10 protein-coding genes are annotated in these 14,425 nt (G+C 41.9%); 4 read left to right on the forward strand and 6 right to left on the reverse strand.

The genetic code is table 11. The features are described 5' to 3' along the window. Positions 1 to 23 precede the first annotated feature (23 nt). Complete coding sequence (locus L1267_RS19670) at positions 24 to 1,709, reverse strand: M1 family metallopeptidase (protein WP_235383882.1); 1,686 nt, start codon at positions 1,707 to 1,709, stop codon at positions 24 to 26. Positions 1,710 to 1,908: 199 nt separating this feature from the next. On the opposite strand from L1267_RS19670, the gene L1267_RS19675 reads away from it, so the two are divergent. After that, positions 1,909 to 3,645, forward strand: a complete 1,737-nt coding sequence (locus L1267_RS19675) for a hypothetical protein (RefSeq protein ID WP_235383883.1) — start codon at positions 1,909 to 1,911, stop codon at positions 3,643 to 3,645. Between the two features lie 26 nt (positions 3,646 to 3,671). On the opposite strand, the gene L1267_RS19680 is transcribed toward L1267_RS19675, so the two are convergent. The 3 genes from L1267_RS19680 to L1267_RS19690 form a co-directional block, all read right to left on the reverse strand. After that, positions 3,672 to 4,196: an RNA methyltransferase gene (locus L1267_RS19680; RefSeq protein WP_235383884.1), complete on the reverse strand. Its 525-nt coding sequence runs from the start codon at positions 4,194 to 4,196 to the stop codon at positions 3,672 to 3,674. Further along, positions 4,196 to 4,693: a YcgN family cysteine cluster protein gene (locus L1267_RS19685; protein WP_235383885.1), complete on the reverse strand. Its 498-nt coding sequence runs from the start codon at positions 4,691 to 4,693 to the stop codon at positions 4,196 to 4,198. Before L1267_RS19685 ends, L1267_RS19680 begins: the two co-directional genes overlap by 1 nt. 64 nt (positions 4,694 to 4,757) lie before the next feature. Next, entirely contained in the window at positions 4,758 to 6,581 is a 1,824-nt protein-coding gene (locus L1267_RS19690) for a DUF885 domain-containing protein (RefSeq protein ID WP_235383886.1), read from the reverse strand. Positions 6,582 to 6,728: 147 nt separating this feature from the next. Here L1267_RS19690 and L1267_RS19695 point away from each other — a divergent pair, with 147 nt between their 5' ends. Together L1267_RS19695 and L1267_RS19700 are read left to right on the forward strand one after the other, a co-directional pair. After that, on the forward strand, positions 6,729 to 7,997 hold the full coding sequence (locus tag L1267_RS19695) for a Xaa-Pro dipeptidase (protein ID WP_105181890.1): 1,269 nt from the start codon (positions 6,729 to 6,731) through the stop codon (positions 7,995 to 7,997). A gap of 196 nt (positions 7,998 to 8,193) precedes the next feature. Beyond that, entirely contained in the window at positions 8,194 to 10,605 is a 2,412-nt protein-coding gene (locus L1267_RS19700) for a TonB-dependent receptor (protein ID WP_235383887.1), read from the forward strand. A 294-nt stretch (positions 10,606 to 10,899) separates the two neighbouring features. Here the strand turns inward: L1267_RS19700 and L1267_RS19705 are convergent, their stop codons facing one another. Together L1267_RS19705 and adhP are read right to left on the reverse strand one after the other, a co-directional pair. After that, a complete protein-coding gene (locus L1267_RS19705; protein WP_235383888.1) occupies positions 10,900 to 11,625 on the reverse strand; it encodes a restriction endonuclease in 726 nt (241 codons plus the stop codon). A 332-nt stretch (positions 11,626 to 11,957) separates the two neighbouring features. Continuing rightward, positions 11,958 to 12,968, reverse strand: coding sequence for an alcohol dehydrogenase AdhP (gene adhP, locus L1267_RS19710; protein WP_054552054.1), 1,011 nt, complete (start codon positions 12,966 to 12,968; stop codon positions 11,958 to 11,960). A gap of 250 nt (positions 12,969 to 13,218) precedes the next feature. On the opposite strand from adhP, the gene L1267_RS19715 reads away from it, so the two are divergent. Next, positions 13,219 to 13,776 carry a GbsR/MarR family transcriptional regulator gene (locus tag L1267_RS19715; RefSeq protein WP_135926439.1) on the forward strand — a complete coding sequence of 186 codons (558 nt, stop codon included), beginning with the start codon at positions 13,219 to 13,221 and terminating at the stop codon, positions 13,774 to 13,776. Positions 13,777 to 14,425 lie beyond the last annotated feature (649 nt).

Genomic DNA, 14,425 nt, shown 5'->3' on the forward strand with positions numbered 1-14,425 from the left:
GTAATTAATGCCGGGCTTATTCGCTATTGCTCAGTTTTACATTTATCGATAATTGGTAAATACCTAAACACCTTCATATTTGGATCGACCACCACATGATCCCCCGCTTTTAAAGCAATGCTAATCTCGCCACTTTCAACAGAATAAGTTTGTAACGAGCCATTTATTTGCACCGGAACTGGCATAGGGAATGGCTTTCCTTGCAAAGAGTTCTTGTTCCATTTAAGTGTCAATCTGTTAGCTGATTGAACAACATCAAGTTTAGGTAATTCAGCCTGCTTAAGATACATATTAAAAAACCATTGATAGTCTTTACCCGTTAAACGATTAACAATGCTAATAAACTCGTTGGTATTTCGATAGCGCGGTGAAATTGGATAAGCCAATTGCTTAGTGTCGTTCACACCATAAAGTAGCTCACGTGTTGCTTGCCAAAATATATCTTCACCAACTAGCCAGCGAAGAGTGTGTAATGTCCAGCCACCCTTGCCATATATATCAGAGTTAAACGCTTGGTCAGATGTTACTTGTCCATCAAGCACAATGGCTTTACAGTTTTTCAGCCCTAAATACGACTTATACATGCTGTGGTTATAAGCTGCGTCACCAAACTTATATAGGCTGTAACTTGGTTGCATATAAAAACCAAACCCTTCATGAAGCCATGCATCATTGAGCTTCTCATGAGTCATTAAGTTGCCAAACCATTCATGAGCTAATTCGTGTTGCAGTAACCAATCATAACCATTTGGGTCGCGTTTGTATTTTTTACCATACGCGTTGATTGTTTGATGTTCCATGCCTAAGTGTGGCGTCTCAACAAAACCTAACTTTTCACCGCCCCATGGATATGGACCAAGCATCTTTTCAAAAAACATAACCTGTTGGCGTAAATCATTTTCGATAAGCTCGCGTGCTTTTTGCTCATTTTTTTTGAGTGACCAAAATTCGATGGGTACAGTCGCGCCGTTAACACTGGTGTAATCGGTTTGAATTCGCGTATAGGGACCAATATTAACTGCAATGTTATAGTCACTGGCTGGCACTGATAACAGCCAATCAAACTGCTGTTTATTACCATCAACTGGCTTCACTTCTTGTAAAACGCCATTAGTCACCGCACTCAGTCCTTCTGGTACTGTTAGACGAATGCGCATACTATCTGCTTTGTCTGCAAAATGATCTTTACATGGCCAAAATAAGTCGCAACCTTCACCTTGTACAGCCGTTGCTATCCAAGGTTCACCTTCCTCTGTTTTTGAAAATACAAAACCGCCATCCCAAGGAGCATTTTTAGCTATATGAGGAAACCCTTGATAAGCTATAGCAATGCTTACCATGCTGTCTTTTGCTTGTTGTTCACCTAAGTCAACCCGAATTACACCGCCATCTCGTTCATATTTAAGGGCCTCCCCTTTTGAGCTCACGTCATTAATTGTAAAGCGGCTATCTAATTTTAATTCTACAAATTGAGTGGCTTCTAGCACTTTAAACTCTGTTGTAGCAACACCTTCAATACGTTGGTTATCTGGAAATACCTCAAGTACCAAATCGTAGTGCTTAACATCACTTTTAAGTGCAATTGCCGATAAAGCTTGCCCTGTATCACCAATAACAGGATCCAACGCAACAGGTTGTGAACTACAAGCGGCTAATACAGCCGATGCTACGAGGGTTGTTGCTACTTTAAAAAATTGATTTACTTGCAAAATCCTTTTCCTTATCGTTGTTTTTATTGATTCAAAATGACATGAGCAATTATTTATTACTAAGATTTGCGATGAAATTCAGACATAATTTGAAACAAACAAAAATAATGTTCTCACTCTAAGAGGTATCTAAACCTAGAACTGTTGATGATAATCATGGTATGTTTTTCAACTAATTAAAGAAAAAGGAATTCATCCTATGAATAATAAGCTTCTTGCTGGGGGCGCGATTGCTATTGTTGCAGGTGCGTTGTTGTACTCACAAAATAAAGCCAGTGTTGATGTAGATTTACCTGAGCTTGCATACGTACCTGCCGACACGGCGGTTTTTTATGGTCAACTTAAACCGTTTCCGTACAGCAAATACTTCGCGCTTATGCCAGATGCAATGAAAGGCACGAGCGATTTAACGCCCATCATTGCTGAGCTTAAAACTGTTGATGATAAGAATGCCCTATTCCTTGCATCACTGATGGAAAAATACCAACAATCACTGAGCTCTTACGATGCCTTCAAATCGATTTGGGGCTTTGGTGATGACTACAAAGGCATGATGTATGCGCAAGGTTTAATGCCGATTGTGCGTTTTCAGGTCGCTGATCAAAGCAGTATTATCAATAGCATTAAGCAATCTGCTGATGAAGCAGGTATTGCGTATACCACAGAAAGCCTTGAAGGCGTAAGTTACACGCGCTTTGCGATTGAACTTGAAGGCTTAGATAACTTCAACCTAATTGCATCAACTCACAATAATTGGGCTACCATCACGCTAACCACTGCGCTTACTAATGATCAAGATTTACGTATTGCCCTTGGCGTAGAAAAACCGGCTCAATCACTGGCTGAGACTAAAAAACTACCTGAGCTAATTAAAACTTTCTCGCTTGATGGGAACTCGGTTGGCTTTGTTGATCATCAACGTATCGCCAATGCTGTAACAGGCAAAGAAGACTCTCGCTTACACCAGATGCTCAAAGAGCTACTTGATAAAGCCCAGCAATCAAACGCATTAGCAATGATTTCAACACCTGAGTGTCAAGATGACATTGCAGCCATTGCCGCTAAATGGCCTGCGACTGTATCAGGCACAACAAAAACCCGTATTACCACCGACTACGCCGACTTTGACGTAAAAGCAGTACTGCAAAGCACAGATCAAGACTTACTAAATACGCTACAAGCCGTGCGTGGCTTTGTACCAAAACATACCACAGGGCTTGACGGGCAAATGATGAGTGTTGCTTATGGTATTGATGTAGCAAAAGTACTGCCACTAGCCAATACATTAACGGGTGCAATTAAGTCAGCTGAGTTTAACTGTGGGCCAATTGTCGCACTACAAAATGAAATGCAAGAAGTGAGCACCGCTGGCCTTGCTATGATGTCGGGCTTTGCTAATGGCGTACAAGGCATGAGTGTCAGCGTTCAAGATGCTGCATTTACTATCGATGACTACAACGGCCCACAAATAGACAAGCTTGATGCCATCGTTACCCTATCGGCGACTGATGCCCATGGTTTGTATTCAATTGCGCAAGGTTTTGTACCGCCGCTTGCGAACATAAAACTACCAGCCAATGGTGATGCAGTGCTGATCAATGAATACATTCCATCGCCTGTGCCACTTAACTTTGATATAAAAATGGCGCTTAAAGGCAATCATATTGTGATTTTTACGGGTGATAAGTCAGCGCAGATTGCCGAGACTTTAGAGTCGCAAAGTGTCACTAAAAATGGCTTTGTGAACATGGCATTCGACGTACAAAAAATCTTATTACCTTTACTTGATACGATTGCATCAACGGGTCAATTAACTAATGAAGAAATGGCTGAGCTTGATTCGCTACGCGACCAACCTGTCGGTGTTTATTTTGCCACAGACATTACCGATAACGGCATTGGCCTTGAAAGTAACGTACAAATTACTAAAAAGTAGTTTTGAATTTGAATCTAAAAAGAGCGCTATTTAGCGCTCTTTTTTTGTTGCCATTTAAGTGAGTTGTTAGTGTCTCGACTACTACAAATGGTGTCGTTTGAACTCTCAATACCACCGAGTTTGGCAAGTCGGTCGTACAGCACAACATTGCAGGTTGCGGCTAGGTTCATACAACCTATGGTTGGCACATACACTACTTCATCACACCATTTCAGCACGTCTTTACTGACCGAGCCATCTTCAGGGCCAAATACATAAAATGCGTTTTCAGGGTGCTTAAATTCAGGCAGCGGCGTTGCACCTTCAACAAGCTCAATCACCACCGTTGTGGCACCTTCAGGCTTTGCTTGCTCAAGGCTTTCGACTTGCGTGAGCGGAATATGCTCAAGCACATTTTTGGTATCGGTGTGATACTTATTAGCGCGTAAATAGCGGCTACCAGTAAAAAACACCTGCTTGGCGTTGTAACAACCCGCGGCACGTAATACGCCCCCCACATTGGTTGGGCTTTTTGGGTTTAACAGGCCAATGCTTGCTTGAAGGGCGCTCATTAATCAATGTCTCTAGTTGGCCACTCGGTCACGTATAGATCAAAGTCATCTAGGTCTACATCACAGTCTTTTACTGTTTTGTCACGCACAGAAATACCCAACTCATGCATCATGTCTTTACTACCACCGTTCAGTAGCGGGTGCCAAGACGCAAGGCCACGGCCTTCGTAAAGGCGGCGGTAGCTACAGCTTTGCGGCATAAAAAAGATATCTTTGAGGTTTTCTTTAGTGAGCTTTACACATGAAGGCACCAAGGTTTGGCGGTTCGCATATTCGCTACAACCACAGGTGTCGTTGTCTAGGTATTGGCAAACGATATTAGTGAAAATAAGTTCTTCACCCTCGCGAAGTTGATCCGTTGCGGTAAATTCATCTTCGTCTTCACTGTCGATAAATGTGTTTAAACAACATTTACCACAGCCGTCACAAATGGCTTCCCATTCGGATTGTGACATTTGCTCAAGCGAGCGCTTAAGCCAAAATTGATCTTCTAACATGGTATTACTCAAAGCCCCTAAACAGCGCGCATTCTAGCGTAAAGCCAGCATGCGCGCAAAGGTGCTACTTTTGCTCGTTAACCCAACGCTTAATTTTCTCTTCAAGAATTGGCATAGGTAATGCGCCATCAATCAGCACTTGCGTATGGAAAGCTTTAATATCGAACTTATCGCCTAGCTCTTTGCTAGCGTAGTCACGTAGTTCTTGAATTTTGAACTGACCTAACTTGTACGACAACGCTTGGCCCGGCCATGCAATGTAACGCTCAACTTCGGCAATAATGTCGCTTTCTGCCATTGATGAGTTAGCCAACATGTAATCAATACCTTGTTGACGTGTCCAACCTTTCGCGTGGAAACCTGTATCAAGCACTAAGCGCATTGCGCGTAATTGCTCATCTGATAAACGGCCGTACCACATATAAGGGTCGGTAAATAAGCCAAGCTCTTTACCTAAACTTTCTGCATACAATGCCCAACCTTCTGCAAATACCGTATAACCACCAAATTTACGAAACAGCGGTAATCCTTCAATTTCTTGTTGCAAGGCAATTTGAAAGTGGTGACCCGGCGCGGCTTCGTGAATAGACAGGGTTTCTAGTAAAAACTTAGGCTGTGCTTTTAGGTTAAAGGTATTGATATAGAAAATACCTGGGCGTGAGCCATCTGGTGCTGGCGACTGATAAGATGCACCCGCAGCAGATTCAGCGCGGAAATCTTCAACTGCTTTTACAACGTATGGCGCTTTTGGCGCAATATCGAACATTTGCGGCAGCTTAGCATCAATTTTTTCTTTTACTGCTTCGTACGCGGCAATTAACTCTTCTGGCGTATCGTAGTAAAACTCATCTGAGGTTCTTAGGTGTTCAAAAAACGCTTTTAAGTCGCCTTCAAAACCGACAGTCTCTTTAACTTTTTTCATCTCAGATAAAATACGCGATACTTCGCTTAAACCAATGCCATGAATTTCATCGGCATTTAAGCTCAGCGTTGTATGCTGTTTAATTTGATACTCATACCATGCTTTACCATTTGGCAGGTCGCTGTAACCAATGCTTTCACGGGCATTTAGAATATATTCATTCGCTAAAAAGTCAGCCATTTTTTGATACGCAGGCACTAAACGCTCGCTGATCATCGCCGTGTACGCGCTTGTTAGCTGTGCTTTTTGCTCGTCGCTGAAAGACTCAGGTAACTGAGCAATTGGCCCCCAGAATAATGACTCTTCTGGTTTTTCTACAATATGAGTTTGAAATTGCGGTAACAGTTTTTCAGCAAGCGGTTTAGGCAGAACCACTTTTTCTTTCATGCCCTGGCGCATTGATTGCTCAACACTGTCTAACCAAGCGATAAAACCGTCAGCACGTTTTTCAAATGCTTGATAATCTTCAACCGTGTTAAAAGGCTGTGCGCTTTGCCCAGAGCCTAAAGCAGCAAAGGTATTATGCGCCCCGCCCATTTGGTTAATTGGCATTAAGTAACTTGGAAACTGAGCGCCTTCAATCGCAAGGTCTAAATCGCGGGCTAGAATTTCGTAGCTCAATAATGACTGACCTGTTAATTGCGCTTTGTCGATATTTGCTAGTTTGTTTTTGTATTCTTTAACAAAGTTAAGCTGCTCGTCGCGGTTTGCTTTACTAATAGGTGCAATAAATTGGTCGTTATATTCGCTGCGACCAATGTAAGTACCGCCAATTGGATTAAACTTTAAGCCTGCTTCAAAGTAGTCTGCTAGTAATGTATCAAGTTGCTCTTTGGCTGACGTTGCGCTTGGTGCTTGTTTGCTTACTGCCTGCGTTGCTTTTTCGTTGCTTGGCGTTGATTCATTACAACCAAGTAATGCAAACATCACCGCCGAACTAAGTAGTGCTAGTTTTACGTTTTTCATTCTTTCCCTGCCCTTATATTAAGTACGCTTAAATTATGAGGGTTTAGTTCCCTATTTAGCAAGTAGCGCTGCAACTTATCGCAGTTTATTTACACTTAACAAGCTGATTGCTAGAGTGACGTCTCGACTTACCAATTTTGAATAAAAATGAAAAAGACAGCTCTCGCTATTAGCCTAGGCCTAGCTTGCCTAACCTCTCTAAATACCTACGCAACCACCTACTTATCGGCAAAAGCCATGGTAGATGTAAATTCAGGTAAACTGATTAAATCACCACTTATTAGTATAGATAATGGTCAAATTACAGCTGTACAAAGCAATAAACAGCCAAACTTAAAAGACGGCGATAAGCACATTCAATTATTAGAACTGACTTTGGTGCCGGGTTTAATGGATATGCATGTGCATTTAACGAGCGATCCTACCGTGCCGCGCAGTGAGCGAATTGGTCAATCGATTCCGCGTAAAGCGATTAAAGCGGCACACTTTGCCGAAAAAACACTGTATGCAGGTTTTACAACGCTGCGTAACTTAGGCGCAGAAGGCTACAGCGTGATTGCAGTACGCGATGGCATTAACGCAGGCGATATTGTTGGCCCACGTATTTGGGCAGCTGGCCCGTCTTTAGGTGTTACTGGCGGTCACTGTGATAACAACCGTTTACCACCAGAAATGAAATACACCGCCGAAGGCGTTGCTGATGGCCCATGGGCTGTGCGCGCTAAAGTACGTGAAAACATTAAGTACGGTGCTAATGCCATTAAGTTTTGCGCTACAGGCGGGGTATTTTCAAAAGGCACAAAAGTGGGTATTCAACAATATAGCCAAGACGAAATGAACGCCATTGTTGACGAAGCTCATTTACGTGGCCTAACCGTGGCAGCCCATGCGCACGGTACCAGTGGTATTAAAGCAGCCATTGTTGCTGGTGTAGACAGTGTTGAGCACGTTAGTTTTGTCGATGACGAAGCCATTAAACTTGCCAAAAAACACGGCACTTGGTTCTCAATGGATATTTACAACACTGAATACACCCTTGCCTTTGGCGAACAAAACGGGGTTGCAGAAGAAAATCTCAATAAAGAACGCCAAGTATCTAAAAAGCAACGCGATAGCTTTAGCCGTGCAGTAAAAGCTGGCGTAAACATGGTGTTTGGTACTGATGCAGCGATTTACCCTCATGGCGATAACGCGAAGCAGTTCTCGCGTATGGTTGAATTTGGTATGACACCACTGCAAGCCTTACAGTCTGCCACCATCAATAGCGCTAAACTGCTAAAAATGGATGATCAACTTGGGCAAATCAAAAGCGGTTTCTTAGCCGATATTATCGCCGTTAAAGGCAATCCGCTTGAAAACATTGCAGTACTTGAAGATGTACAATTTGTTATGAAAGACGGTAAAGTTTTTAAATAAGCTATTATGCTGGCTTTGCATTAGTGAAGTCAGCAATCTTCCTTTATATCTATATCGTAAACAAGATTACCAACCATAAAACCAGTTGTTAACAACTTGTATCCAAATGAAGAAACTACCTAAAACAGATAAATAAAACTTGAAATGAAAACAACTCGCATTATCATTGCCGAAAAACATCGACAATTTACCTATAATGACGACATATAAATACTCAATTTTAGCCCTAGCCTGCTTAAGCGCATTCAATGCAAACGCCAACGATTTAGACTCAGTTGAACGTATTACCGTATACGACAAACAAAACCGTGTAGTACTTGATTCTGGCCTTGCTACTAAATCAAATATGAGCCTAATGGAAACACCAGCCCCGGTTGTAGTTGTTGATCAAGAGCTTATCAACTCGCAAGGCGCAACAAACTTACAAGACTTAGTGCGTAACATCAGTGGTGTAACCCAAGCCGGTAATAACTACGGTATTGGCGATAACTTAGTGATCCGCGGTTTAGGTGCAAACTATACTTACGATGGCATGTACGGCGGTGCAGGCCTAGGTAACACCTTTAACCCAACACGCTCAATGACCAATGTTGAATCTGTAGAAGTACTTAAAGGCCCTGCAACGGGTTTATATGGTATGGGTAGCGCAGGCGGTGTTATCAACCTTATTGAAAAGAAACCACAATTCACTGAAAAACACACCGTTAATGCTGAGCTTGGTCAATGGGATAGCTACTCATTAGGCTTTGATAGCACAGCAGCATTAACCGAAAACCTTGCTTATCGCGTTAACGCTAAAACCGCTCGCAGCGATGGCTATCGCGACTTAAAAGACGACCGAGATGAAATTTATGGCGCATTAAAATACGTATTAAGCGACAAACAAGACATCATGATTTCTGCCGCTTATATCAAAGATGCCATTGCTGTTGATTCAATTGGCCACCCTATTCGTATTTTTAACAGCGACTCAGTGAATGGTAAAACCGCAGGTGAAGTAACCGCTGCCGATTTAATTAACGATGCAACAGCAAAAGGCCTGCAACTAACCGAACAGCAACGCCAACAATTAGCAGACTCACTGGCAGCAAATGATGGCTTAACACCTTATACCTTTGGTCATAACGGTATTATCTCGCCAATGGCAAATGACAACGAAGGCGAAGAGCTGCGCTTTAAGTTAACCCATAACTACTTTATTACTGATAATTTATTTTTAAATCAGCAACTACAATACCGTAATTACGAATCGAGCTTTGCCCGCCAAACGGGTGCTTATAACTATGTTTATTGGAACCGTAATGGCGTGATCAATGCCGACCCGCGCGCTCCTTTAGTGGTTGATGACGTACTTTACCCATTTGCAGCGCGTCGCCAAGAATACCGCCAAGTAGAAGCAGACGAAAAATCATGGCAATACTTTGCTGACTTGCGTTATGACTTTAGCTTTGCCGGTATTGATAACGAACTACTTGTAAACGCCAACTACGAAGACCGCGATATTCGTTTTAAACAATACTCAATTTACGATGCCGACAAGGTCATTAAAAACAAAGATGGAGAGGTTATTTACCAAGGTCAATTACCTTACATTTTTGATATTCGTAACCCGAACTGGGGCGAAGGCAGCTTTTTTGATTACGACCCGCTAAAAACCAGCGATTACAACAAAAAGGTTCAGGCTTGGGGTGTGGGTATTCAACATGTTGCCTATATTCACGACACTTTCACAACCCGAGTAGGCGTTGCCTTTAACCGTATTAAACAAAGCTACGAACATTTTGGTGTTGATGCGCGCTACCGTGCCAGTGCCGCCGAACCAACGCCAGAAGCAGATACATCAGACAGCGGTATGACCTATAACCTAGGTGCAACCTACAAACTGAGCGATGATATCTCGTTCTTTGTAAACCACTCTAAAGGCCGTACAGCTTACAGTGTGCTTGGCAGTGTATCGGGTAACGAAGCAGACCGAGATGACGCAGAGTCAGTCAGTAACGACATTGGTATGCGTGTAAAAGCCTTTGACGATCAACTACTAGCATCACTTGTGGTATTTGATAGTGCCCGTACAAACCTTGAGTATGCCAACCCAGATTACGAAGCCGGTGTATCTGATGCTTCAGTACCAAAAAGCTTTTACGATGGTGAAGAGCAAACCAAAGGTGTTGAGCTTGATTTAAATGCCGATTTAAACGAGCAATGGAAACTTAACGTAAACGCGGTGTATCAAGACGCCCGCGATAAGCAAAATCCAAATTCATCAAGCTTTGATTCTCGCCAAAAAGGTGTGCCTTATGTAACAGCAAGCAGCTGGTTAAGCTATGACGCTAAATGGTTTGATTTAGCCGAGCCACTTACAATTAGCGCAGGCGTGCAATATGTTGATGACCGCAGCACTAACTCAACCTCGTTTGGTATTCCTGATGGCTACGTACCAAGCTACACGGTGTACGACGCCGCTATTCAATACCAAACAGATGATTGGAAACTACAGTTAAACCTAAATAACTTGTTTAACAAAACCTATTACTCAAAAGCAATGTTCTTAGGCGGTATGCCAGGAGAAGAGCGTAATGCTAAATTAACCTTTAGCTACACACTTTAATTGTGAATTGATAGCATAAAGCGCGGCTTAGTTGGGTCGCGCTTTTTGTTTTGTTTAATGAGAGCGAGTTTGAGTAGTAGCTTTTTTTGGGCGGTTATGCATTAGAGTCGACAGGTAATTATGTGCCATTAAGAGCTGCTAGGTTATCTAAACATCAATAATTCCTTCTTTAGATAAATAACATTTTCGCAACCATTGAAAGTAAAGAATACCTCCTTAAAGACAAAGCACAACGATAGGATGAAAAATGCCAAGCTTTGCGAATCACTCTTAAAAAGTTTGTTATACCCCGACTCAAAGTGAGCTTTTATATTCTGGTAAATTTTTAAGGATTTGATATGTATGATAATACTGAATTTGCATTCCATACTTACAACCAAGTGCTTTTCGTAGGCTTTCTGCTCTAACTGGGAAATCATTCGCTATGAATGCAGCCACGTTTTGTTTTGATGAAGGATATTTACTTATGCTTTCAACAGCATTTTCAATTTGTTTTAACCCAATAGAACCGGATTTAACTTGTACTAAAACCAGCTCCTCATCAGACTCAGCGACTACGTCAATTTTCATATGATCAAGCTCTGAATCCCCACGCTTAGCTCTGTACCCTAAAGACTCAAAGAACTCTACTGAAATATGCTCTGTCAACTTACCTTGAATATTTCTTTTTTTACCCACTGCTGATTTTACTAACTTAGAAATGTCTTCAAGGTCTCTTTTTTTAACTGGTTCATATGCGCGGTCCTCTTCTGTAATGGAATCAGAATACATTCCAATCTCTTTTCCCTGATATACAGAAAAGATAAAGTCAGCTCGTGGGACAGGATCCACTAACTCATCTTCTATTCGAGCAAAAATTTCTTGGTGTTCTTCATTTGAAAACTCTTTCGTAAATATCAACGTCCCATATACACAGTCGCTGAAGTGGATATCTAAGCTGCCTACATTATGATCGTCTTGGAAAAGAGCATAACTCTCACTGTTTGATGTCCTGGCAGTTCTTGTAAATTTAATACTCATAATCTCACTTATTACGCTTAGGGGTATAACAAATTTATCAGTGGACACTTTCCTTTTTTAGCGCGAAAGCGTCCTTATTTTGTGAGCTTATACTAATAGCAAATAGTGAAAACTATTGATAGCTATAAATATTATACTTAAAGTAGCTTATTCTTACTAAATCAATGACGGCTCCCCTGAATGACCGCTTATCGCTCAAAGCCGCCCTTAGAGCAATTACGTTAACTTATCTAAGGGCAATAACTAGTTACAGTACCCTGCTTTTGCATATGGAAAAATGTCAGATTCAATTTAATCACTCAAAAAAATCTGACAGCGTTAACTGACTTAGCTTAAAGCGTCATCACGATTCGGCCTGTGATATCGCCTTTTAACATGTCGTCAAATATATCGTTGATATCTTCGAGGCGTTTTTCTTCAATAATGGCTTTAACTTTCCCTTTTGCTGCAAAGTCGAGGCATTCTTGTAAGTCTTTACGCGTACCAACGATAGAGCCTACAACAGACACACCATTTAACACGGTGTCGAAAATTGGTAGTGGCATATCTTCTGGTGGTAAACCTACAAGTACGCATTTACCGCCACGGCGCACGCTTTTATAAGCTTGCTCAAAACCGGGTTTTGAAACAGCAGTACACACAACGCCATGTGCCCCACCCACTTGTTCAAAAATGGTTTCTGAAGGCACTTGCTTCATAAAGTCGATGGTGATGTCTGCACCAAGCTCTTTGGCTAGTGCCAACTTGCTCTCGCCGGTATCAACGGCAATCACATTAAAGCCCATTGCTTTTGCGTATTGCACCGCTAAATGGCCTAGGCCGCCAACACCAACAATTGCCACCCAATCACCCGCTTTTGCATCAGTCACTTTAAGCGCTTTATAGGTTGTAACCCCCGCACAAAATAGTGGTGCGGCTTCTGAAAAACCTAATCCTTCAGGAATTTTAACCACGTAATCACCATGGGCTACACAGTATTCCGCATAACCACCATCGACTGAATAACCTGTGTTGTGCTGCTCAAGGCATAAGGTTTCTTTGCCTTCTAAACAAAACTCACAATGACCACAGGCGCTATATAACCAAGGAACACCGACACGGTCGCCTACTGATAAGTGTTTAATGTTTGCGCCTACTTTTTCGATAGTACCTACCCCTTCATGGCCCGGTACTAATGGCATTTTTGGTTTGACTGGCCAATCTCCATGACAAGCATGTAAATCTGTGTGGCACACCCCACACGCGGCAATTTTAACTAGCACATCGTTAATTCCCACTTCTGGGCATGGGATATCTTCGATAGTTAATTTACCTTTGTACTCTTTATTTACTGCAGCTTTCATAACGTTCCTCCATGGTATTATTAGATTTCAGCCTATACGATAAACTTATTAACTGTCACTATTATTGATCCACATCAAATAGCTAATCACTGCGGCATTTAATTAAACTATTATTTAAATTCAATAACTTAAATTTAAAATTGGCCGCATCTACACTTTAGTAGTAGCAGATTGCATAGTGGCTATTTCTTTTAGTTATACCCCGAGCGTGCTAGCATTTAATTTCTGAAATTTTTGAATACTAAAAATTATGAGCCTATCTGAAAAAAACTTAGCTTTTGTTATGCACTGCGGTGAAATGGGTAGCCGTTGGGGCTTTAACCGCACCATTGGTCAAATGTGTGGATTATTAACCATTACTAAAGAGCCAATGACCGCCAATGAAATTGCCGATACCTTAAGTATCTCGCGCGGAAACGTAAGTATGGGCATTAAAGAGCTACAGTCTTGGCGCTTAATTAAAGTGCACCATATTCCGGGAGACCGTAAAGAATACTACGGCCCTGCTGGCAGTATTTGGGATATGGCCAACCGCGTATTCGAAGAGCGTAAAAAGCGCGAGATAGACCCAACCCTTAGCCTGCTTCGCGATAACATTTTAGAAGAAGCCCACACTGATGATGAGCGCTTTGCTCAGCAGCAAATGCAAGAAATTCACGACCTGCTCGAAACTGTAACCAAGTGGTCTGCAGAGCTACAACGCTTAAGCCCTGAACAGCTTCAAAGCCTTATGAAACTAGGTTCTGGTATTGGAAAAGTACTTGACTTTAAAGACAAGATTTTGAAAAAGCCGGCGAAGAGTGAGTAAATTAGCAAGTTTAACCTTGTAGGCGTGAAACTTGTTTCGCGCGCTCTCTTGTAGGTCGTGCTTTAGCGCGTCATTTAAAAAGTATTTAACGTTTTGTCGCCATAAATGACGACCTACATCAATATAATCCCTCAACAGAAGCCTTTAAAGCCAAACATCCAAAGATTCACGGCTGAAGCCGTTCCTACGGTGTTTTGTAGGTCGTGCTTTAGTGCGTCATTTGAAAAATATTTAACGTTTTGTCGCCATAAATGACGACCTACGCCAATATCACCTTCGGTGTTGGAGTCGTTTAAAGCCAAACATCCAAAGATTCACGGCTGAAGCCGTTCCTACGGTGTTTTGTAGGTCGTGCTTTAGCGCGTCATTTGAAAAATATTTAACGTTTTGTCGCCATAAATGACGACCTACATCAATATAATCCCTCAACAAAGGCCTTTAAAGCCAAACATCCAAAGATTCACGACTGAAGCCGTTCCTACGATGTTTTGTAGGTCGTGCTTTAGCGCGTCATTTAAAAAGTATTTAACGTTTTGTCGCCATAAATGACGACCTACATCAATATAATCCCTCAACAGAGGCCTTTAAAGCCAAACATCCAAAGATTCACGGCTGAAGCCGTTCCTACGATGTTTTGTAGGTCGTGCTT

Origin of the sequence: Pseudoalteromonas sp. OFAV1, assembly GCF_021532595.1 — a bacterium.
GTDB classification, from domain to species: Bacteria; Pseudomonadota; Gammaproteobacteria; order Enterobacterales; family Alteromonadaceae; genus Pseudoalteromonas; species Pseudoalteromonas lipolytica_C.

Excerpts from the sequence above, each read along its gene's own strand:
- L1267_RS19675 (WP_235383883.1), top strand. The coding sequence starts at position 1,909 with ATGAATAATAAGCTTCTTGCTGGGGGCGCGATTGCTATTGTTGCAGGT.
- L1267_RS19680 (WP_235383884.1), bottom strand. The coding sequence starts at position 4,196 with ATGAGCGCCCTTCAAGCAAGCATTGGCCTGTTAAACCCAAAAAGCCCA.
- L1267_RS19685 (WP_235383885.1), bottom strand. The coding sequence starts at position 4,693 with ATGTTAGAAGATCAATTTTGGCTTAAGCGCTCGCTTGAGCAAATGTCA.
- L1267_RS19690 (WP_235383886.1), bottom strand. The coding sequence starts at position 6,581 with ATGAAAAACGTAAAACTAGCACTACTTAGTTCGGCGGTGATGTTTGCA.
- L1267_RS19695 (WP_105181890.1), top strand. The coding sequence starts at position 6,729 with ATGAAAAAGACAGCTCTCGCTATTAGCCTAGGCCTAGCTTGCCTAACC.
- L1267_RS19700 (WP_235383887.1), top strand. The coding sequence starts at position 8,194 with ATGACGACATATAAATACTCAATTTTAGCCCTAGCCTGCTTAAGCGCA.
- L1267_RS19705 (WP_235383888.1), bottom strand. The coding sequence starts at position 11,625 with ATGAGTATTAAATTTACAAGAACTGCCAGGACATCAAACAGTGAGAGT.
- adhP (WP_054552054.1), bottom strand. The coding sequence starts at position 12,968 with ATGAAAGCTGCAGTAAATAAAGAGTACAAAGGTAAATTAACTATCGAA.
- L1267_RS19715 (WP_135926439.1), top strand. The coding sequence starts at position 13,219 with ATGAGCCTATCTGAAAAAAACTTAGCTTTTGTTATGCACTGCGGTGAA.